Source organism: Methanospirillum hungatei (assembly GCF_019263745.1).
In the GTDB taxonomy this organism is placed as follows: Archaea; Halobacteriota; Methanomicrobia; order Methanomicrobiales; family Methanospirillaceae; genus Methanospirillum; species Methanospirillum purgamenti.
Genome location: NZ_CP077107.1, coordinates 827,569 through 849,858, shown reverse-complemented (window position 1 = coordinate 849,858; position 22,290 = coordinate 827,569). Strand labels below are relative to the sequence as shown.

Sequence of the window (22,290 nt, the reverse complement as noted above, 5' to 3'; positions counted from 1 at the left end):
TAACCGTGATGTATGCGAAGAGACCGGGTATAGTTTTATTGATCTGAGAGGTACAAAGAGAGGGGTTCATAGGTTGAAACACAGGATAATGAAACATCATATCAGCCTGATACTCCTGCTCTCCATGACGGTTATGCTGGTAATGGCTGGCGAATCAATGCTTACTGCTGCTCTTCCAGAAATTGAGCATGATTTTGCTGTTCCGGGTATTTATGAATCCTGGATTCTTCCGGTTGTTTTACTGGTCGGAGCAGCAGCATCACCGTTTGTCGGAACTGCCGGAGATCGGTATGGGCATAAGCGTTTACTTCTTGTATGCCTTGGGATCTACTTTCTTGGCCTGTGTGGTGGTATTTTTGCTCCAGATATCTGGGTGCTCCTTATAAGCCGGGCTTTACAGGGTGCAGGAATAGCGGCATTTCCCCTGGCATATGCTATCATCAGGGAGCGAATGCCAGAAACACTGGCTGATACCGGGATTGGTGTTATCAGTGCCATGTATGGCGCCGGGACATTTATTGGTGTCATTGCCGGTTCATTTATTACTGGTTTTTTTTCATGGCGACTAACCTATCTCTTTTTAATACCTTTCTCACTCCTGCTCATTGTTCTTGTCTGGTATTTTATCCAGAATGATGATCCACGGGAGAGGGCAGGAACTCTGGATGTTGCCGGTTTTTTTTCACTGCTCCTTTTCCTGTTCATGGGCCTTATGTTCCTATCCATGCCTGGAGAAGAAATGACGGGGATGATGGGCTTTGTGGTTCTTGGGTGCTCCATTCTCGGATTGATACTCTTTATCAGGGTAGAACGACGGGCAACCATACCACTTGCAGATTTTGAACTCCTGAAAAAACGCCCGGTTGCTGTATTCATGGTCATTGGGTTTTTGACTATCCTGACATTTTTTATTCTGCTCCAGATGATGCCTTATATCATTCGCCTTCCAACCGGCCTTGGTCTGACTGCAGAGATGGTCGGACTGATCCTGATTCCCGGAACTATTTGTGATATGGTAGCAGGACCGCTGACCGGACGGTTGATACCACGTATCGGAAGCAGGGTTCCATGTGTGATTGGTTCTCTCTTTTTTCTCTCTGCCGGGATACTGCTCTTGGTTTTTCCTCTCTCAGTTGAGATTCTGGTCATTGCCTGGATGGTCTTTTCATTTGGGATGTCGATGATCGCAACAGCGGATCTTATTGGAGTGATGGATCATGTCAGAGAGGATCGGACGGCAGAAGCGACAGGTATTATTCAGAGTATGCAGACGCTTGGAGGAATGGCCGGGCCGATTGTCACGGGGATCATTCTTTCTTCCTCACAGGTATCGATGGTATATCAGGGTGAAGAATGGCAGGTTCCACAGATTGAGTCATATTACCTTGTTTTTCTCGCGGTGGTTTTGATAAGTCTGGTTATCCTGTTTGTATCCTGGTTTATTATGAAAGACAACCGGGTGAACGGTAAGATACTGAACAGATCCTGAAAGATGGTGAAATATATGAGTAAAGGATCCAAACGATGTCCGTTTGATAAAAATCCCTGTATACGGGATGATTGTGCGGTCTGGTCAGAAGAGACAGGTGCTTGTAGTTTTTTGTCTATCCCAGATCTTATTCGCTTTTTGAAAACAAATCAGAATACAGTAAAACAATCCTCTGTTCGCAGAGATCCCGAACCGTCCGGTGGGGGGAAATACCGAACATTACTCTTTGATTAAATCCCTGACGTTCAGGGAATCTCCTCAATTTTAATCATATTTGTCCGACCTTCCTTTCCGGAGAAATTCCCTGCGATAATGACCAGGTTGTCTTTGGATTGTGCAATACCAGTGTATTGGGCAATCTTTACTGCTTTTGTGAAGAGTTCATCTGCCGATTCAATCGGGTCAGATATCACAGGCTGGACGCCCCATCGAAGAAGGAGCCTTCGTGCGATTTCACTATCCGGAGTCAGGGCAAGGATTGGTGCTCGTGGTCTGCATCGAGACACCCGTTCGGCAGTCAGGCCTGACCTGGTAAAAGCTACAATCGCCGGGCTCTCAAGTTCTTCAGCAATAAAACAGGCCCGATAACTGATGACACCTTCTACATTCTGTTCATGCCATCTGGATCGCTCATTCAGCATGTGAAGGTAGGGAAGATGTCCTTCTGTCTCAACTGCAATTCTGGCCATCATGATCACCGCCTGCCCCGGGTGTTTTCCAACTGAAGTTTCAGCAGAGAGCATGGTTGCATCTGTTCCGTCTACAATAGCATTTGCAACATCGGTCACCTCAGCCCTGGTTGGTCTTCCCCGGTGAACCATAGATTCAAGCATTTCTGTCGCGGTGATCACCGGGATCCCCTGCCTGGCACATATGTTGATGATATGTTTCTGGATATGGGGGACTTGTTCTATAGGTAGTTCAACTCCCAGATCCCCTCTGGCGACCATGATTCCATCAGCATGTTCTGCAATGCTGGATAATGCATCAACTGCCCGCCTGCATTCAATCTTGGCAATGAGGGGGAGCGTCTCTAATCCCTCTTTCATAAGAAGGGATCTGGCATCCAGAATATCCTGGGCAGATCCTACAAAGGAGAGTGCAATATAATCTGGCCTGAGTGCTGCACCTTGTTTCAGGTATTCCTGAAATCGTGTTCCTGCATAGGGCACATCCGGACGTCTTCCTGGAAAAACCACTCCCATCCCTTCTTTGATAGTTCCTCCGGAGGTAACCGTTGTAAGCATCAGTGGTCCGGGTTTGAGTACCTGCAAGGTGACTGCTCCATCTCCAACAAGAACCATATCTCCAGGGTATACATACGGGACACAATCAGGTGGACCTACTTTTATCGCTCCCGACGATTCGTGATCTTCTGCGGCAATAAGTATGGTATCACCGGTGATCACTTCCCGGGGAGGTGATTTAGCCAAAACCCGCAATTTTGGTCCGGGGATATCTACCATTATACCGATCTCCCGGTTCAGTTCCCCGGCAATGGTCCGGATATGCTGAGCAGTCTCACAATGCCACTCCCATGATCCATGAGAAAAATTGAGCCTTGCGATATCCATACCTGAGAGAATCATCTCTCTCATTACTCGTGGATTTTCTGAAGCTGGACCAATTGTTGCAATGATTTTCGTTCTTCGTAAGGGGCACACATTCAATGGATCAGGAGTGCATGGTGGATTATTCATCGTAACGGTGATGTAAGTGTTTGAATCATAAAAGATCCACTCACCAAATCTTTTGAGTGGACTATAAACAGTTTTAGTGACAATAACATAGCGCGATGGATATTGCTGAGCGGGAAGATACGCTTCTTTCTCTGATACGGCATGCCAGGGCGACCGGTCTTGGTGCATCAACTGCAGATATAGCCGGTATTACCGGTTTTTCTCATCAAAAAATAGTACCCATTCTTCAAGATCTTATCAAGTCTGGTGAAGTGACTGATCTTGGCAATGACACATTTCAGTTATCTGATGCCGGTATTTGTGCAGCGGAGGCAATCATGCGTCGGCATCATGTCCTGGAGGCATTTTTACAGGAGATGCTTGGGATGGATCATGAAAAAGCCCATGCACAGGCATGCACGATGGAGCATCATGCGACTGATGATACTATCAACCGTCTCCGTCAATTTTTAAAAGGAGGTCGTGACTGTCCTGCTCATTGTTTTGGACACAGACGGCGATGTTCGCTCAAGAGTCTGTCAGATTGTAAAAATGGCGATATAGTCAGGATTGATGCAATCAAGGGGTGTGGTCGTGGAGCACGACTCGCTGATCTCGGACTGATTCCAGGAGAACAAGTGGTTGTTAAACAGCGGATGGCAGATACTCTTCTTATCAGGGTAAAGGACTGTGATATAGCAATAAGTCCTGAAATTGCCCGATCAGTCCTTGTTGAGGTGGACTTTTGAAGATCGGATTGATTGGAAATCCGAACGTAGGCAAATCCCTCATTTTCTCACATCTGACCGGAATAGGAGTTGAAGTTAGTAATTACCCCGGCACAACGGTGGATATCCTGTCTGGTACGGCCTGTGTAAAGCGGCTGCCTGTAGAGATCACTGATCTTCCTGGTATATATTCACTTGATGGTGTCACTGATGAAGAGCGACTGGTCAGGGATATGGTTCTCGCAGGAACCTTTGATGTCCTGGTTGTCGTCCTTGATGCCGCTCACCTGGAACGCAACCTCTACCTGCTTTTACAGGTTCTTGAGCATCAGGTTCCGGTTCTCGCTGTTTTGAATATGGCTGATGAAGCAGAGAAAAACGGCCTTCTCATTGACACTGAAGTATTATCCAGACTTATTGGTGTTCCTGTTTTACTTACCGCTGCAACCATCGGGAAAAATATTGCAGAAATAATTCCACTTGCCTCTGAACATGCAGCGGTTGGAACGTACCATGTTCCGTATGACCGTCATATTGAGGCAGCTGTCAGGACATTAATGCGGGTATCCGGAGCATCACGTGTTTCGTCTCTTCTGGCATTACAAGGGATAGGAACTGATGCTTCACTCCTTGAATCTGCCAAAACCATAGCAGAAGAGATTGAGGAAGAGCACCGCATGCCTGTACCAGTGATTCTTGCCGGAAACCGACATCATGCAGCAGCAGAAATACGGCATCAGGTTGTTTTGCACAAATCAGTAAAAGAGATGCGCGGACTTGACAACTGGCTTCTCTCTCCGTTCCCGGGGATTCCGATCATGATTGGTATCCTCCTTTCTATGCTCCTTGCCGTTTTTTTTATTGGCTCATATTGTGAGGAACTCATCGTATCAGCATTCGATACCTGGCTTATAATCCCTCTTCAGGCCGCTTCTCTTGACCCTCTGATTTATGAACTGTTATTTTCATTTATCATTGCAATCCAGGCTGGCCTTGGCATTGCATTTCCCTTTGTCTTCACCTTTTATCTCCTGATGTCGGTCGTTGAAGATACCGGGTATATGAGTAGGATTGCATTTTTAGTAGATCGGGTAATGCACCGGTTTGGTTTGCATGGACAGGCGATCATCCCGATGGTTCTGGGTCTTGGCTGCAATGTTCCAGCGATTATGGCGATTCGCCAGATAGGAACAAAAAGAGAACGGCATATTGCAGCATTTCTCATCACCATGGTTCCCTGTTCTGCCCGGACAGTGATTATTGCCGGCATTGTTGCAGTATTTGTTGGGCTGTATGCAGCACTTTCTATATATCTTATCATCTTTGTCTTGATTCTCCTGTCCGGACTTGTGCTTTCAAAGGTGACCTCAGGAACCCAACTGGGAATGGTTCTTGAAGTCCCACCCCTCCGGATTCCCTCACCAGCGATGGTACTCACCCGGGCATGGATTCATATCCGGGAATTTCTGGTCATTGCAATGCCTCTGCTCATCGTCAGCAGTATTTTTCTGGGTCTTTTGGGATTTTACGGGATACTGGATATCATTGAGGCTGTTACTGCTCCGTTCATGACCGGAGTCCTTGGTCTGCCTCCGTTTGCTTCAACCGCTTTGTTATTTGGCATTCTCAGAAAAGAGATGGCATTTGAAACTCTGGTTGTGCTTGCAGGAACCGCAACCCTGACTGATGTTATGACAAAAGTCCAGCTCTACATTTTTGCCCTTGTCAGTACCTTGTTTATTCCCTGTATCTCGACCATTGCGGTGTTATACCGCGAACAGGGGCTGAAAACTGCACTCCAGATATCATTTTACACCGTTCTGTTAGGTTTTACAGCAGGGGCTCTCGTCCATTGGTTTACTCTGATGTCACCCGGATTATAACCCGGTACGTCATATAGAGTATATGGATCCAAGACCCCTGATTCTTGGAGGAACACTGAAAATAACCTCTTCAGTCCTTCCAGTTCACAATCCCTATTCTGGAGAAATTATCGCTGAAGTCTGTACAGGCGGGCCTGATGAAGCTGAGGCCGTCCTCAGCATCGCTGAGCAGGGAGCAAATCGCATGGCAACTATACCTGCTCATACACGATCTGCAATGCTGCATCGACTTGCCTCCCTTATGGAAGAAGAAGCAGAAGAACTCACGTCTCTTATTGTCCGTGAGGGTGGGAAGGTCCGTCGGTATGCAGCAGCTGAAGTTACACGAGCCATTGGGACTATACGAATTTCTGCTGAAGAAGCGGTCAGGATTCATGATACGATGGTTCCCATGGATGGATACCCGGCTGGTGAAGGAAGGACTGGAATGATCTTTCGTGTTCCGGTTGGCATTGTTCTTGCAATAACTCCGTTTAACCTGCCATTGAACCAGATATGTCATAAAGCAGGACCTGCTTATGCTGCCGGAAACGCGTGTATCATAAAACCTCCCTCAGCTACCCCGCTTACAGCACTAAAATTTGGTGAACTTCTTCTTCGCGCTGGTTTTCCCAAAGAAGCGGTTCATGTCATTCCCTGTTCCACAACCGTTGCAGAAAAACTGGCAATTGATAAACGGGTTTCCTGTCTGAGTTTTACTGGAAGCCCTGCTGTTGGCTGGCACCTTCGCCATATTACGAATGCAAGACATGTTACTCTTGAACTTGGCGGAAATGCAGCGGTTATTGTGCATGAGGATGCTGATTTGATACATGCCGCTTCCCGGATTGTTGAGGGCGCATACTCACATGCAGGACAGGTATGTATCTCTGTACAGCGGGTGTTTGTTCACCGGTCAGTCCTGACCATGCTTACCGATGAGATTGTTTCCAGATCAAAAGCCCTGCAGATTGGTGATCCGGAAGATCCAAAGACCGATGTTGGTCCGATGATAAGTCCTGATAAGGTAGCCGAAGCCTATTCCCGGATTCATGATGCAGAAGTAAAAGGAGCAAAGATTCTCTGCGGGGGCACTGCAACTGATCGTATCCTCTCTCCGACAGTTCTTGTTCATACCACTCCTGACATGTCGGTGAATTGTGATGAGGTATTTGCACCGATTGTTACTATTACTCCGTATGATTCCTTTGAAGAAGCAATAGAAATGGTAAATGCCTCTAGATTTGGTCTCCAGGCCGGAGTATTTACGAAAGACATCAGTCGGGCGATGTATGCTTGCCGGACCATCTGTTGCGGGGCTGTTGTCATTGGTGACATTCCGACATTCCGTATAGACTGTATGCCGTATGGTGGGGTAAAAGAGTCTGGAATCGGAAGAGAAGGTCCGAAATGGGCTATCCGTGAGATGACTGAAGAGCGATTTATCATTGTGTCATCCTAAAAATTCTGGGGAGGAAACCAGAGGACATAAATTCCAATATTGAGATAATCTGGTATATCATTAGTCGGAACTGAATGACGGCTATACAAATGCACTGCAGGGTTCATTCATGAAGGTAGAGAAGAAGTTGCTGATGGGGATCACGTTTATCGTAGCGCTTATTGTTCTCCTTCTGGTTTTTTATCTTATCACCGGATTTCAATCCGGACTTAAGGATATTATTACTGCAGTGTATTTTTCCTTGTGGATAACTGCAATGGTGGGCTTATGGCTATACATAATTCAGCCATATGTTTCTGAACGGACAAAGAAAAAAGGAGCCAAAAAATCCGTTTCAGATACCCAAAAACCCGGACCGGTTCCTTCTCCACAATCAAATCTACCACTCCGGGATCGGATTCGTGAATATGTCACTGAACGGCGCAAGGAAGAAGGGCTACCTGTTCCTGAGCCTCTGCGCCCTTCACGGACAACAGGTTCATCGGGCAAAACTTCATCTGCTTCACCGGGAGTGATGGCATCAACAGAAATGGGGGTTCCGGCTGCATCGGTTGCAGCTGCATCAGTCGCTACAGCAGCAGCGGCGGCAACAGCAGATCTCGAGTCTGGCGATGGTGACCTTCCACTTCCGGATGACTTTGATGAATCCGAATCAGGTGATCTCTTTGGTGATGAATTTCCGGAGGATGAAGGGGGAGAGGCAGCACTTCCGGGAATTGATGATGAAGACTTTGGCTCATTTGATGACACCGGAGTAGAAGAGGAGACGGCACCTGATTCTGGATCTCTCCCAGACTTTGAGGGAGATTTAGAGGCCGATATGTCAGACTCGGAGTTTTCTGAATCCCTTACTGACGAGTTCCCTGCTCCAGAAGAACCTGCAGCAGAATTAGAGATCGGGGATGAGGGTGGCCTTTCAGATGAAGGGCTTTCTGATTTTGATATGCCTCTTGATGAGAATATGATGGACGACGATATGTCAGGGGATGACGACCTGGCAGATATGGATTTTGAAGACCTCGAACCTGACGAGATCTGATTTTTGGATCGTCTGACCGGAAACTCATTTTTCTTTTCCATACCATCTGTGTGATCGGATGAATAGTGACGATCATGTCATGAGGCTTTTTTCATTTTTTGTGTTCTGTCTATTTTGCATTGCATGCACTCAAATTCCTGTAACTGCTGTCTCCATTGGTCCTGATCTCATCATCACTGATCTTACCGGGAAGAACTCGGCATATACTGGTTACCCATATGAAGGAACTATCAGTATTGAAAACCGGGGCGATCAAACATCCGGGATAACCACTGTGTACGTATTCCTAAGAGACGCTGCTGATCCTGAGATAAATGGAACGATCTCTGCGATTCCGGTTGATCCGATTCGTTCAGGTCAGGTCGTGAATCTTTCGTACATCGGAACCGTACCTGATGATCTGCCGCAAGGGGAATATTCGCTGTATGGATATATTCAGTACCGGGGATCCCGAGTTATAGAAAATACCAAAGCTCTTGCCCGTCTCTCTACTCCGGTAACAGTTATCGAAAAGCCAGTTCCTGATCAGAAGGCGCTGGAATCAGGCATTATTGCCGGGATACAGGATCTGACAAATGAATACAGAATCCGACAAGGACTACATCCTTTGAGTTGGGATGATGATCTTGCAATTATAGCTGACAGGTATGCAGAAGAATTATCCAGGACTGGAAGGTTATCTCACACCGACCGATCCGGAGACGGACCTTCTGATCGGGCTGAAGCCTTTGGTTACCCGACAACGAAAGAGATAGTGGGCGGGGTCAGGATAGGTATTTCAGAAAATCTGGCGTACATCGGGACCGGTATGGTATCCGGAGTCGGATATGTGGATCCGACAAACAGCTCAGCAATAGCGACAGCCCTTATGGATGGATGGATGAATAGTCCGGGACATAAGAAAAACATACTTGATCCATTGTCAGATCGATTTGGAATTGGTTTATTCTGGAATGGAGAATATTATTATGCAGTTTCGGACTTCTGGTAATAATGATCCAGGTCATATGAAGAAACTATCATGTTATAAATAAGAGTATCAGAAGATGCTATAGTGCCGGATATAAATGATCAATACATCCAGTAGTGACAGGGTCCATGATTGGGAAGTGCTATTAAAACCCGGGGTCTGCTGGTTTATCTGGGATGATGACGGAACACTGGTTTTCTCATCACCCTGTGAGCGTATAACCTCAATAATAACAGAAAATATGCCGGTGGAGAGTATTTTTCCGCCGGATATAGCCTATTTAATCCATGAGATGTACCGGGATGGATCAGAATTGTCACTCGGTGCAGGAAAAAAAATTCGTCTTACCATTCCTGGAACAGATCTGGTATGGCCTGGTTCTATCTCACGACTTTCAAATGGTCGGTTTTCTCTTATCTGGGCAGAGAAAGAAGATGTGAAACCAGAAACAGAACCAGAATCAGGATCTATTCAGGATCATATTCGTTCTGAACGTGCGGTCAGGAAGGCAAATGAGAAGCTGAACTATTTTAATGCTATCGTTCGTCATGATATCACCAATCTTATCATGGGTATTGTCGGCTATGTTGACATAATTGATGAGATTGTCGATGATGAAGAGGTGCGACTGCTGCTTCGGAAGAGTCGTGACCTTGGAGAACGAATCCGGAGAGTTGCAGAACTTACCCGGACATATCAGGATCTTGGAATCAGACCACCTGGTTTCATTGAAGCAGAATCTTCAATAACAAAAATTCTGGAACGGTATGAGTTTTCAGAGATGGTAACTAGCGATGTGAACGTTACCGGTCTTTTCATCTATGTTGACCGGATGTTTGATGCGATTATTTATGAGATCGTCCGAAACAGTCTTCAGTATGGAGGAAAAGGCGTCCATATTAGTTTTTCGTTTCGAAAAGATCCTGAAGGTCTTGTTCTCATAATAGAAGATTCAGGACCGGGTATTGAGCCTGACCTCAAAGAACGGATTTTTTCAAGGAATTATGCTGACCGGAGGGGATATGGGCTATATCTTGCCGCAGAAATTCTGGATATCACTGGAATTTCTATCCGGGAGACCGGTACTTTTGGAGAGGGTGCACGGTTTGAGATGATTTTTCCACCTGATACGTATCGGTTTGGAAATTAACCTGTCTTTTTTATTGAATTCAGCCCCTCAAGCTCAAGAAGATCAGGAAATCGGTCTATTATATATGATGGTGAACAATTAGGGTTATTACACGAGAAGTAATCGCCATATCGGGCATAGACGGTAACAAATCCAAGTTGATTTCCTGGCAGTACTTCCCTCCTGATTGAATCCCCCACAAGCCATATAGTGCCAGAAACCTGGAGTTCATCTAGTGCGAGGATAAATGAGGCAGGGTCAGGTTTTGATCTCCCAGATTTGTCCGGAGTGACAACCGCCTGGAAATATTGTGCAAGGTTACATTTGTGTAATCGTCGGATAGCCTGTGGCATCGAAGCATCAGTAACGACAGCCATTTTGATCCCCTGCCCGCTCAGATGGCTAAGGGTCTCATGCACTCCTGGGTATGGCGTGACATGTGCGATCTTTACTTCTTCAAAGAGGCGAGTTATCTGACTGGTATCTGTCGGCGTGGTTATTTTTTTCTCGTCGATGTAATCAAGAATGTGATGGTTGTCTTCAAATGAATGAACCGGGCGGAGAAAGTACTCAAACAGCTCGTTTTCATCTCCTGCTCCCAGGTGTTCAACAACAGCCCTACAGGCGGCTAATTTCGCATCTATGAATGTACAGAGTGTATTGTCCAGGTCAAACAGAATTGCATCTGGAATATTGTATGGTATCTTTGGCATGTGAGGGTACTAAGGTTTCTTTCGTACCATACTATGGTTCTCTCTGCTTATGGACGAAGAAATATATTGTCTGATTACGGAGGGTATCGGTAAAACCATATTCAAGTATCGCTCATATTTTCATTCGCGAATCAGCGGAGGTGTACGAGACGTTTTGGTCTTGGACAATATGAGAAAAGATCTGACAATATCTCTTGATGAGGAACATATTGATGAACTGCTGGAAATTGCAGAAAACCAGAGTACTACTCTTTCAGCACTTATCCGGGATATTATCTCGTCATATGTCCAGGCTGTACAGCAGGGCACGGCCCCGTCATTTCAGGAAATGGTGGGGGAAGCGAGAGATGTACCACACTCACCATCATGCCCGCCAGAGCTCTCGGTTACGATTGCCCGGCATGGCGCTTTGATAACCGAACTGGAACGCCGGATTACCTTGCTTGAAAGTAATACCCATGTGTCCGGTCCTGTATTTCCATCGGTTCTTCCCACAGCGATTTCAAATACAATGGCACTGACTAGTCCGGCAACCCATGTATCAGTGACCGGGGTCATAGATTCTGATCTCCCTCCGGCTGGGAATCTTTCTGAAGAGGCACTGGTAAAAACTCCTCGTCAACCGGTCGCTCCGGTTATGGATGCGATGGAGATGGGTTCTATGAAGGTCAGGCCTGATAAGGAATATTCGCAGACAGAAGCAGCAGTAGCATTGGGTGTATCTGTCTCGACCATGCGAAAATACATTAAAGAAAATAAGATCTCTGCACGGAAAGTAGGGAGATCCTGGCTCATTCATGGACGGGATATTCTGACACACCAATCTGGAACATAAGGTAAAACCAGAGACTTTTTCTCTTGCCCCACCAGAATAATGTATACCGGGCATTCTCAGGTGTGACTGGTGGGGTTATACACCGGATTATGCCCTGGGATGCTGCATGCAAGGGGGAGCATGCGAATAATTCATTATATTCTGTTTCCTGTACTGTTCTTGATCATCGTACTACCGGTTATCATCATGCCTCTGCAGATCTCCGGAACGCCTGATGAGATTATTCCAACGAGAAATCTGCTCATTTTTGAGGATTTTCCAAGTGATATTCCAGTGGTGTCAGAAAAGAGTAGTCCGGTGTTGGTTTTTTCTGATGAATCCAGGGATCATTCAAATCCGTCCCTGAATGTAACCGCTCCTGTTCCTGCTGGAATAATTGCACCGAATGGTAAGATGGCCCCACTCGCAGCCCCTGAACCTGAGAAACCGATGGGAAAAGGGTGGGTCCAGGTAAATCTGTATACTGCTGTTGACAGTCCGACTGAGATGATAGAAGATAGGCAGCGGTACATGGCATCTGGGTTATTTAATGTGCATGTGTATCATAATTTTGCTGGATAGAAATAGGCAATGCTTATATGGTCAGAAGTATACCTTGTAAGGCGCAAGGGCCTATGGTCTAGTTGGTTATGACACCGCCTTTACACGGCCCGATAATCCGGAGAGAAGCGCCGGTTTTCCTTCTTCTGAATTCAACGTTAATTCTCCTATAGATAATACTTATCTCGAACATTTCTTCGTATTTAACAAAGTAGAGTTAGATCGATACTTTAAAGAACAAACAATAGGTCTTGCATATAATTCTTTGCAATGGAAAAGAAAGTCATATCAGATACTTTGGGATTATACACAGGGTATCATCGATGAAGAAACAATCACTCAATTGAGAGACTATGTAATCAGTCATTATACTGATCGCGATTCACGATTAAAAGTCTTTAATTTCGTTAAGAAATTTATGCATGAGTTATCTCTAAAAAAGGGATACAATATCGATTACTTGAAAAGCAAACTTGTTTTACCTAAAAATCTTCGCATACGAAATCTCAATCAGCGAATAATTGTGAAAGAGGACATAGTTAATATAATTGATCATGTTCATCAAAGTGATCTTTCTGATGTTCAGAAATTAGAATATGTCTCTCAAATTCTATTTCTTGCATATACTGGTCAGCGACCGATCGTCAGTGAAACATTGGAAGTATGGCAGTTGACTTCAGTATTAGATAATGAAAAACCTGTCCTTGAAGTATTTGGAGAACAGGATAAAACACGGATAAGTCATCGTGTGCCGCTTCATCCGGTATTAGTACGATTATTGAAAAAGTTGGTAGAAGGGAAGGATTTAGATAAGAAGTTGTTTAAGAAGGATAAATGTGTTCGCTGGTTATCAAAAAATCCTGTCTTATTACGACACACTACTGACAAGATTATGTTGAAAGATATGAGGAAGTTTTTTGAACAGCAAAGTGATTTACTTGAATTTAATGAGACCTTTAAAAATATGATAATGTGTCATGGTTTATCATCAGTTCAATTCAGATCTTATAAGCAGATCACGTCTGAATCTCTTTATGATAAGTATATGGAAAGATGGGGTAATGTTCAATTATATTAATAATTACTCACAGGTGGGTGGTGTGTGTTTAAAAAATGCTTAACAGTTATGTTTTTTCCATAATCTTAAATCTTTAAATAGATTATTCAGAGGCATTTCGTAAGATATTAATAAATTATTATCATATGATTGTCATTAAATTAAGTGTCTTTAATAAGTCAACCAAATGTAGTAAATTGATTTAATGATCGTGTGAGAAGTGATTCGTATTATGTTTAAGCGATTTTATGATATGTCATATTAACAATAGTTCAAAGAATCTTTCTATTTTGCGGTATCCTGGGGGGAAACAGCGTTTCATTCAAAATTTCTCTCATTTATTTCCTCATAATCTTAATGATATCCAATATTATGTTGAACCTTTTTTGGGTGGGGGAGCAGTATTTTTTCATTTAAATCCGAAAAGAGCGGTATTATCTGATATAAATAGTGAATTAATCGATCTCTATCAAGGAATTAGGAAAGATCCTAAAGTTGTTTGGAAATTGTACTGTAGTTATCCAGATAATAAAGATGGATATTATGAGATTCGAAATATGAATCCAGAAGATCTTCATTTATTAGAAAGGGCAGCGAGAATACTTTATTTAAATCGAACTTGTTTCAAAGGAATGTGGAGATATAATACCAATGGTGAATTCAATGTTGGATATGGTGGTCAAGATAGACGGTGGGTAATTGATCAGAAAGATCTAATTGATGTGGCAAAGAGACTTAAAAAAGCTGATTTGAAATGCAGTGATTTTAATGCGATAATTGATGAAAGTGTGGATGGTGATTTTCTATTTCTTGATCCTCCTTATTGTCCGGGGCAGAAAGAGCAGCTTAACGAACACTATCGCTATGGTATTTTTGCTTATCCTGATCAAAAAAGACTAGCCAATGCTTTGAAAAGAGCAACCAAAAGGGGTGTTCAATGGGTTATGACTAATTCATCACATCCTGATATTGTTAAACTCTATAAGAAAAACCGTATGTTTCAACCAGATATTGGTACTGGTTCTAATCCTGGACAATTGTCCACAAATCCTGGAGAAGTCATAATTTTTTCAATCAAAGAAGAGATGTTTTAATGAATTTGAAAACTTTAAGCAACGATATTGCATTACAAAACCATCCGATTAGAGTATTGATTAATTTTTTAGAGGATGAACAAAGAAAATTCGAAGGTAAAGATTATGCACATTATCGGTTTGTTGGATTTGTTTTAGAAATAGGGTATAATACTGCAACTATTGTAACTTCTGACGCATTTAAAATTGCTGTAGGGGGCATTCCCCGTAATTCTTTACTAATAATGGTACCTGCTGAATATACTAAATATACTCCGCACTTTTCTTTACTCAGGGTTGATGGAACAGCTGATGAACCATTGAAAAAAGAGAAACAGCAAACCTATTTTGAATTACATAAAAAGTCAATGCCTGAATTGGATGTTTTTACTCAAAGTGAACTACAATGGGGTGCTTTAAAAACTTCATTTTTAGGCATGTATTATCCACATCCTGAACTCTCTAATGTTATTGAATTTTCTGGAGATTTGAATAATATTGTTAGTGCGCATAAATATTTTGTTTATTCGCCGTCAGATGAACTTCTTGATTTAATAATTAATTCAATTCAACCATCACAAAATCTATTTGAAATTGGAAAATTGAGGTTTACTGAATGTCGTTTGAAATTACCTGATTGTAAATTACCTAATGTTCCCGTTATTGTATCAACCGATGATTTTAAGGGAACTAGAACTGCAATGTTCGGAAAAACGCGAACAGGTAAGAGTAATATTGTTAAAATCATAGCAGAAAGTTTGATAAAAACAACTCATTTGAATCCATCCACTACAGATAAAAGAAAGCATTCTGTTGGTCAGGTGATTTTTGATATTAATGGAGAATATGCTAATGATAACCCGCAAGATGATAGTACTTCCCTAGCATCTGCTTATTCTTCTGATTGTGATGTTTATGCAATCACTCCTAAAGAAAACACTGTTTCAAAGCCTTTGAGATTAGATTTCTATTCAAATCCTGATATTTCTCATCACTTATTAGGTACGTTGATTCGAGAAAAGGAATCACACCTTTCAAATTATATCTCTAGTTTCCTTTCCGTAGAAATTCCGTCTTTTGCAAGTATACAAGAGATGGGTTTCGGTGATAGAACTCGTGCAAATCGAAAAATTCTGATGTATTGGGCAATTCTTCATAAGGCAGGATTTCCTGCAAACTTTAGCACTCTTCAACACTATGGTGGAGTCAATCCACGTTTTGGTAGAGAACAAAGGTTAGAGATCTATGAAGCAAATGATCGTCAAATGCCTGAAAATGTAACCACTTTAGATGAATTGCTTATTGAGTTACAACTCTTTGCTGAACGAAATAGAAATTCACATTTACCAAGGTTAGAAAGTGCTAATAATAATCCCTTATTTGATTCTGATGATGAAGCATTACTAGAATTTTTGGTACCCAGATCACAATCTGCAAGTGGACCTAGAAAAATTCTGCCCTATCGAATTTATCATGATAAAGATGCAGCAAATTTTGTTACTGAAATACTCAATTCATTATCGCTCGGGAAGACAATAATTTTAGATTTAAGTAATGCTCATCCAGAAGTCATGAATTATTTTTCACAATGGTTGTCTAAATCTATTTTTGAACACCAAGTGGAATTATTTTCAGAAAATAAATTGTCAGATCATTATATTCAATTATACTTTGAAGAGGCACATAATCTATTCCCTTCTGATGATAGTAAGGTAACAAGTATCTATAATAGAATATCAAAAGAAGGAGCAAAATACCATTTAGGAATGGTATATTCCACACAATCTCCTTCAACTATCAGTCAAGATTTATTAGCTCAAACGGAAAACTTTTTTGTAACACATATATCTTCAAGACCAGAAGTTGATAAGTTAGCGAGATTGAACGTTGCATATGAAGGTCTAATTGAGGATATCTTACAAACCAAAACTCAAGGATATGTTCGAATATTAACACGTTCAAATCGATTTGTCATCCCGATTCAAGCAAATAAATTTTGCTGTACTGAATCCACTGATAGGAGTAATTAATGCCGTATCAACAGGGTTCAAGATTACCTGGTGAGCGAGCAAGTAGACTTGGACATCTTGAGGTTATGGATTATCCATTAGTCAAACAACTATTAGCGAATTTTAATCAACAATATCGACCAGAAGAATGTAATACAATTAATTGGTCGCCATTACCTGCTGCTGAAGAGACTTTGAAATACATTTTTGTTGTGGATGGATCTCTTCAACAAATTGATCATGATCAATATCCCTATTCATCAGTTTCTTTTATAAAGACTGCTTTATTGAAACTGGATACTTATGCTTTAGAAAAAGTAGATCCAGAGACTCCTCACCCTTTTGTAATACAAGACATTCTTCGAGAATCAGTAACATCCCATTCAACAATATTACCATTAAGGAATACCTGGACTGAAGGTAAAACCATTTATGATACAATTAGGGATACGATTTATCATTCTATTTGTGATACATCACCTAATATGGATGGACAAATCCTTGATACGTTAAAATGGATAGCTTATAAAAAATGGAGTGATTCTAGAGATGGCTTACCTGAATTTCAATGTCCATATGGTCATGAAGATCAAAAACATTTGACCTCTCTGCCTTATGATTCAGATAAAGGAATATGTTCTGTCTGTGGAAATGAAATATATATTACTGACTTTCTTGGTTTTCATCTTGATATGGGTGAAGATTCGGCTCCCCCAACAATAGCATCTACTTATATGATTATCCATGAAACTCTTCTTCTATTTACAGCATTACGTATATTTTGGGAGAATCATAAAGATTTAATCAGTGAGTGTCTTTTTATAAAAGATGGTCCATTATCAATTAGAGCACAATATTCAAAATTAGTAGAGCCAATTAGACAATTCTTTGAATATGCTAAAACTTCAGGTTATCCTATTCATATGATGGGTCAGGAAAAATCTGGCATGTTTTATGATCATCTGCAATTTCTTGGTCCTGATGCCCCAAAAAAATCCTTTCTTCTGTTACAAGATGAATATATTAAAAAACATATTCAGTGTCGTCCAATAGGAGGTGCACCTTATGGAAAGGATACTAATTATGGAGCGAAATTATTCATAAAACAAAACAACTACCATATGATGGTTTTGAATATACCATTTGGAAAGTATAAACAAAATCCGCAACCGGATGATTTGATCGGTTACACACGGATTATTTCAACAATTCCAAAAATTATAAGTAATAGATATGAAGGTGCACTTCTTCCTATAGAACTAGCAAACAATATCGCTTCGTTATCAACTTACCCTTCTTCAAAGATGTTAAAATTATTTTCAGAATCTCAAAATTAACTAATTTTTTGCTCTCACTGAACATTAGATAAGTTCACAGTTTGTTTTTGATAACATAATGGAGGGTTTTTATCTTAATATCATGGAAAAAACATCCTTTATTATGGTAAAATCGGTCTCAATTAACTCCAATTTAATGACGGTTCATAAGGATTTTATGGATATTGGATTAAAGATAATTTCTGTTGATTATAATGATAATTCTGGAAATTTAAATCCATACGACTTTTATTTATGTGAACCTCCGGATAAAGCAACTTCAGATATTAAGGAATTTTTAAGAGATGGGCATTTAGGGGTATATTATGCTATTAAAGTAGGATTTGACATTGATGTTGTTGTATTGCGAGTGATTTCAAGTAATTATAGAACCCTAACTTTTCTTAGTTAACCCAGTATTGTAAGTTTCCTTCAAATATTTTTACCCTTTGTTTTGAAAAATATTCAATTTTTAAGGAGTTTAAAAAATGAACTTCTAGAACAGGGCAAAATATTTATAATTCTACTAATAAATTAACACAGTGTATTTTAACCCAGTAGTAGGATATGAATATGATCCCTGATAAGGTGCGGCACACCCTTCAAAACTTGAAAAAAAATCTTCAACATAACGTAGAAATTCATCAAATCAAAGGTGGTTTTTATGTTTATCGCGCTTCAAGTGTGTATGATCCACAAACAAAAAAATCGAAAAAAACGACACACTATATTGGATCCATAACTCGTGATGGTACGTTTAAACCCAAAAAAAATTCAGCCTCAAAAATAGTTTCAAACAGAGAAATATTTGAATATGCTAATGGGATGCTAGCCTATTCATACATCAAGGATCTTGAATCATTATTAGAAAAATATACTCCATATTTCAAGGAATTAGTCACTATGGCTATCGTAAAAGCCTTAGATCCTAAACCTCTCAGATTAATTGAATCACGATGGGAAAAGTTAGATTTATCCAATCAAATCAATGTCAAATTGTTGCCTAAACATTTAGGAGAGGTACTTCACCAAATCGGTTCTGAAGTTGGCTGGTGGTATGACTTATTTGCAGAATTAGCTTCAGACGACGATTTGATATTTTACGACTTAACTGCGATTATTACTTATTCTGAATCAATAAAGTTAGCTGAAAAGGGATATAATGCAGACCATGATAAAAACGAACAAATTGGGGTTTCAATGGCATTCTCATCGAATACCGGTCTTCCAATCGGATGCGATGTCTCATATGGATCTATGAGAGATATAAAAACAATAAAAAATTTCTTAAATCGATTTAAAGACAACGATATTGGATTAATTTTGGATCGGGGCTTCTCTTCGTATTCATTGTTGAATGAACTAAAAAAAAGAGGTATTCACTACCTTGTCCCATTAAAAAAGAATTCAAAATTCTTACAAAAATCTAAAATAGTATGGGATGGAGGGTTTTTATATCGTAATAGAGGGATTTTGTGTACGTGTGTTAATAATCAATATGGTTACCTCTACCTTTATATGGATCCCTTATTGAAGGGGGAAAAAGAATCTACTTTACTAAAAAATTCACTTAAAAGAGGCCTGAATGTAGGTGAATATCAAAATAAATGCGAATTTTCGGGAATAATTCCAATATTATCTGACATTGCTAAACCTCCAGCAGAAATTTTTCTTTTATATAAAGAGAGGGAAGATGTGGAACTTGCATTTGATGCATTAAAAAACCCAATAGATTCAGATAAATCGTATTTGCAGTCGGAAGAAAGTGTTAGAGGTTATTTTTTCATATCATTATTGGCACTGAGGATATACTTTTCAGTTTTAAGAAAACTTCGCATATTAAACTTAAATCAGATTATCTCTGTAGAAGAAGTCTTTTTTGAACTTTCAAAAATTGAGATAATTCATGATGCACGTGGAACAAAAAGTTTTGCACAGATTCCTAAGAGAGCAACAAAAATACTCAGCCTCTTCACCGACCAAATACCTATGGGTTAAAATGCCGAGTTCAGGTATAGAAATGATCGATTAATAGAGTACGAAAACCAATTTCTTACATTACCAAAAACTGCAATTGTAAAAACACCCCTTGGATATGATTATTACTTTAAATGCGATTCTGAATTTTTAACGACACAACTGACCTCAATAAAACCCGAGTACTTTGAATATTCAGGCCACACTAATCCAGACCAATTAGGTGAATATTTAAGAAAAATTATTTTAGAAAAACCTTATTATCGTGGTCATGAGATGAAGCAAATAGAACTCTCTCCTGGAATTAATCTTATCCTTGATGGATTTGTAATAGTCCCTCCATCTCAATGGTATCAATGGCATAATTACAGATCTTTTAAGAATCTTCCATTTCTTCCTATAGATGTAGTAAATAAGATATATTGATATCTCAATTTAAGTATAAATGTTTTAATAAATCCTTTTCCACATAATATTTATGGAAGAGATTGATTGTGAGGGATATTGGTGGCTTCCATCGAATCCAGAAAGAAAAATTAGTGGAAGACTATCATATTCTTCAAGGGATGGAGGAAATTTAACATTAAATGGTTCATTTTACGAAATTGATGTTTCACTACGGGTAAGTAGGGAAAACATCATTTTTGGTAATACGAAAAATGGTAAACTCTACACTCTTGAAAATTGCCTTCATATTACAAATAGCTTTTCATTTCCTGGTTATTACTCCAGTGATTTTGCTGTATCGAGAATATTTGAGGGAATCCACTCGGAGGCTCCCGAAAATATTGAATATAACTTAATAAAAATTGAATTCACTCGTACAAATGAATGGTTTGCTCGACATCCAATGACCTATCAGTTAAATTATGATAGAGAGGGTAGAATTGAAGGGACACAGACGGCATTAGTTAATTTCCCTCAATCTATTACAATAACCATAGGAGATTGTAATATTGAAATAAAGATGAACATAAATTTTAATCACAATAATATCTCCGGTTTATCCATTAATTGGAATTGGTTTTTTAAAATAATTCCTCAAAGTCCGATACGATTTGATAGTGTGTTCGAACAAGTAATCTTTCCAATTCAAACATACATATCTTTAGGATTGGGTAATCCAATATTCCCCAAAAAAATTATTGGTTTTATCCAATCACAAAATCCTGAAGTTGTTGAAGAACAGGAAATTAAAATACATTTTCGAATATTAGGATATAATGAAAATATTAAAGCAATACATCCATCAGAGATGCTATTTACATATTTAGATATTTCAGATGTATTCGAAGATTCATTAAATAATTGGAATAGAGAATTCAATTCAATTCAATCTGTTATTGAATTATATCACCTAGTTATGATTGATGATGGATCATTATCCACATATAAATTTAATTCTCTTATTCAAGCTATTGAGTCCTATCATAGAGTAAGATTCAATGGTAAATATGTTATAGAATCTGAATTTGATCTTTTGAAGATTGATTTAATTCAATCAATTCCAACATCATTAGAACGTGACTTTAAAGAAAGCTTAAAAGGTAAGTTTACTTACTTAAACGAATATAGTTTGAGAAAACGATTAAAGGAATTAATGGTATCTTTGAATTCTGAATATCATAACATTCTTTCTAATTACGTTCAAAATTTAGATCAATTGATTAATAAAATCGTTGACACAAGAAATTTCCATGCCCATCGTGATGAGCGATTAAGAGATCAAATTTTAGAAGGATCGGATTTCATATATGGAATAATCGTATTAAAATTTATTCTAGAATTATGTTTACTCCGAGAGATTGGAATTTCTTCTGATAAATTAAATGAAATGATTCAACGGACTAATAAATATGGGAATATTAGAACGTTCTATTCCATAAATAACTAATATCTCTATCTCTGCAATCTTCTATTTTCTAATATTATTCAGATTATTATCATTAGTATTTCTAAATTTCATGAATAGATACATTAGGTATATTCTCACACCACGCCTTTATGAACTTATGACGATAAATTTCATTATTCATCATCCGCTTCAATCTCGTCACCTTATGTTCTAATTTTTCCATCCGTTCTGCTAATTTCACCAGTTTAGTCTTAGTCATCCGATCACCGAAGATTCATTTAAAATTTGAGTCATTATCGCTTTGTCAATTTCTCGTACAAATTGTTCTTTTTTTTCCATACGAGATTCTAGCACACTCATCCTTTCTTGATTCACCCTTAATTCTTCAATCTTGATAATCTGCCTAGTCAACGCAATGAATTCCTTTTGATTTTTTGTATTCAGAGCTCTCTCTTTTAATTTTTCTAATATCATCTGCATATTTTTTCCCTCATAATATTACCTATTAAAAAAGGGGTATTATAATTTCAGTAAAACCGGGTTTTCAATATGGCATT

The 22,290-nt window shown here is 39.9% G+C and carries 20 protein-coding genes; 17 read left to right on the top strand and 3 right to left on the bottom strand.

The features are described 5' to 3' along the window. The first annotated feature begins 88 nt into the window (after window positions 1-88). Together KSK55_RS04055 and KSK55_RS04050 are read left to right on the top strand one after the other, a co-directional pair. Window positions 89-1,489, top strand: a complete 1,401-nt coding sequence (locus KSK55_RS04055) for an MFS transporter (RefSeq protein ID WP_218608282.1) — start codon at window positions 89-91, stop codon at window positions 1,487-1,489. Window positions 1,490-1,504: 15 nt separating this feature from the next. Beyond that, entirely contained in the window at window positions 1,505-1,723 is a 219-nt protein-coding gene (locus tag KSK55_RS04050) for a hypothetical protein (protein WP_218608281.1), read from the top strand. A gap of 11 nt (window positions 1,724-1,734) precedes the next feature. Here the strand turns inward: KSK55_RS04050 and pyk are convergent, their stop codons facing one another. Further along, window positions 1,735-3,189 (bottom strand): pyruvate kinase, encoded by a 1,455-nt coding sequence (gene pyk / locus KSK55_RS04045; RefSeq protein WP_218608280.1) that lies wholly within the window; start codon window positions 3,187-3,189, stop codon window positions 1,735-1,737. A gap of 95 nt (window positions 3,190-3,284) precedes the next feature. Between pyk and KSK55_RS04040 the strand changes: the two genes are divergently transcribed. The 6 genes from KSK55_RS04040 (at window position 3,285) to KSK55_RS04015 (ending at window position 10,379) form a co-directional block, all read left to right on the top strand. Continuing rightward, on the top strand, window positions 3,285-3,917 hold the full coding sequence (locus KSK55_RS04040) for a metal-dependent transcriptional regulator (protein ID WP_218608279.1): 633 nt from the start codon (window positions 3,285-3,287) through the stop codon (window positions 3,915-3,917). Next, the gene (gene feoB, locus KSK55_RS04035; RefSeq protein WP_218608278.1) at window positions 3,914-5,779 is read left to right on the top strand and encodes a ferrous iron transport protein B; all 1,866 of its coding nucleotides are present in this window, start codon (window positions 3,914-3,916) and stop codon (window positions 5,777-5,779) included. The genes KSK55_RS04040 and feoB overlap by 4 nt, the downstream gene beginning before the upstream one ends. A 22-nt stretch (window positions 5,780-5,801) precedes the next feature. Further along, window positions 5,802-7,220, top strand: a complete 1,419-nt coding sequence (locus KSK55_RS04030; RefSeq protein ID WP_214418914.1) for an aldehyde dehydrogenase family protein — start codon at window positions 5,802-5,804, stop codon at window positions 7,218-7,220. Between the two features lie 109 nt (window positions 7,221-7,329). After that, the gene (locus tag KSK55_RS04025; RefSeq protein WP_218608277.1) at window positions 7,330-8,259 is read left to right on the top strand and encodes a hypothetical protein; all 930 of its coding nucleotides are present in this window, start codon (window positions 7,330-7,332) and stop codon (window positions 8,257-8,259) included. 58 nt (window positions 8,260-8,317) lie between these two features. Next, a complete protein-coding gene (locus KSK55_RS04020; RefSeq protein ID WP_218608276.1) occupies window positions 8,318-9,250 on the top strand; it encodes a CAP domain-containing protein in 933 nt (310 codons plus the stop codon). A gap of 76 nt (window positions 9,251-9,326) precedes the next feature. Further along, on the top strand, window positions 9,327-10,379 hold the full coding sequence (locus tag KSK55_RS04015) for a sensor histidine kinase (RefSeq protein ID WP_218608275.1): 1,053 nt from the start codon (window positions 9,327-9,329) through the stop codon (window positions 10,377-10,379). On the opposite strand, the gene KSK55_RS04010 is transcribed toward KSK55_RS04015, so the two are convergent. Then, complete coding sequence (locus KSK55_RS04010; RefSeq protein WP_218608274.1) at window positions 10,376-11,071, bottom strand: HAD family hydrolase; 696 nt, start codon at window positions 11,069-11,071, stop codon at window positions 10,376-10,378. The two genes, KSK55_RS04015 and KSK55_RS04010, sit on opposite strands and share 4 nt — an antisense overlap. Window positions 11,072-11,240: 169 nt before the next feature. Between KSK55_RS04010 and KSK55_RS04005 the strand changes: the two genes are divergently transcribed. The 9 genes from KSK55_RS04005 (at window position 11,241) to KSK55_RS03965 (ending at window position 21,772) form a co-directional block, all read left to right on the top strand. Beyond that, window positions 11,241-11,906: a helix-turn-helix domain-containing protein gene (locus tag KSK55_RS04005; RefSeq protein ID WP_218608273.1), complete on the top strand. Its 666-nt coding sequence runs from the start codon at window positions 11,241-11,243 to the stop codon at window positions 11,904-11,906. A gap of 120 nt (window positions 11,907-12,026) precedes the next feature. Further along, window positions 12,027-12,467 (top strand): hypothetical protein, encoded by a 441-nt coding sequence (locus KSK55_RS04000; RefSeq protein WP_218608272.1) that lies wholly within the window; start codon window positions 12,027-12,029, stop codon window positions 12,465-12,467. Between the two features lie 397 nt (window positions 12,468-12,864). After that, window positions 12,865-13,524, top strand: a complete 660-nt coding sequence (locus tag KSK55_RS03995; RefSeq protein WP_218608271.1) for a site-specific integrase — start codon at window positions 12,865-12,867, stop codon at window positions 13,522-13,524. 227 nt (window positions 13,525-13,751) lie between these two features. Beyond that, window positions 13,752-14,597: a DNA adenine methylase gene (locus KSK55_RS03990; RefSeq protein ID WP_218608270.1), complete on the top strand. Its 846-nt coding sequence runs from the start codon at window positions 13,752-13,754 to the stop codon at window positions 14,595-14,597. Beyond that, window positions 14,597-16,606 (top strand): ATP-binding protein, encoded by a 2,010-nt coding sequence (locus KSK55_RS03985; RefSeq protein ID WP_218608269.1) that lies wholly within the window; start codon window positions 14,597-14,599, stop codon window positions 16,604-16,606. The genes KSK55_RS03990 and KSK55_RS03985 overlap by 1 nt, the downstream gene beginning before the upstream one ends. Next, complete coding sequence (locus tag KSK55_RS03980; protein ID WP_218608268.1) at window positions 16,606-17,922, top strand: hypothetical protein; 1,317 nt, start codon at window positions 16,606-16,608, stop codon at window positions 17,920-17,922. Before KSK55_RS03985 ends, KSK55_RS03980 begins: the two co-directional genes overlap by 1 nt. An 82-nt stretch (window positions 17,923-18,004) precedes the next feature. Further along, a complete protein-coding gene (locus KSK55_RS03975) occupies window positions 18,005-18,313 on the top strand; it encodes a hypothetical protein (protein WP_218608267.1) in 309 nt (102 codons plus the stop codon). A 161-nt stretch (window positions 18,314-18,474) separates the two neighbouring features. Beyond that, on the top strand, window positions 18,475-19,899 hold the full coding sequence (locus tag KSK55_RS03970; RefSeq protein WP_218607131.1) for a transposase: 1,425 nt from the start codon (window positions 18,475-18,477) through the stop codon (window positions 19,897-19,899). Between the two features lie 457 nt (window positions 19,900-20,356). After that, window positions 20,357-21,772 carry an ApeA N-terminal domain 1-containing protein gene (locus KSK55_RS03965; RefSeq protein ID WP_218608266.1) on the top strand — a complete coding sequence of 472 codons (1,416 nt, stop codon included), beginning with the start codon at window positions 20,357-20,359 and terminating at the stop codon, window positions 21,770-21,772. A 216-nt stretch (window positions 21,773-21,988) separates the two neighbouring features. Here KSK55_RS03965 and KSK55_RS03960 read toward each other — a convergent pair whose 3' ends face one another. Beyond that, window positions 21,989-22,213, bottom strand: coding sequence for a hypothetical protein (locus KSK55_RS03960; RefSeq protein ID WP_218608265.1), 225 nt, complete (start codon window positions 22,211-22,213; stop codon window positions 21,989-21,991). Window positions 22,214-22,290 lie beyond the last annotated feature (77 nt).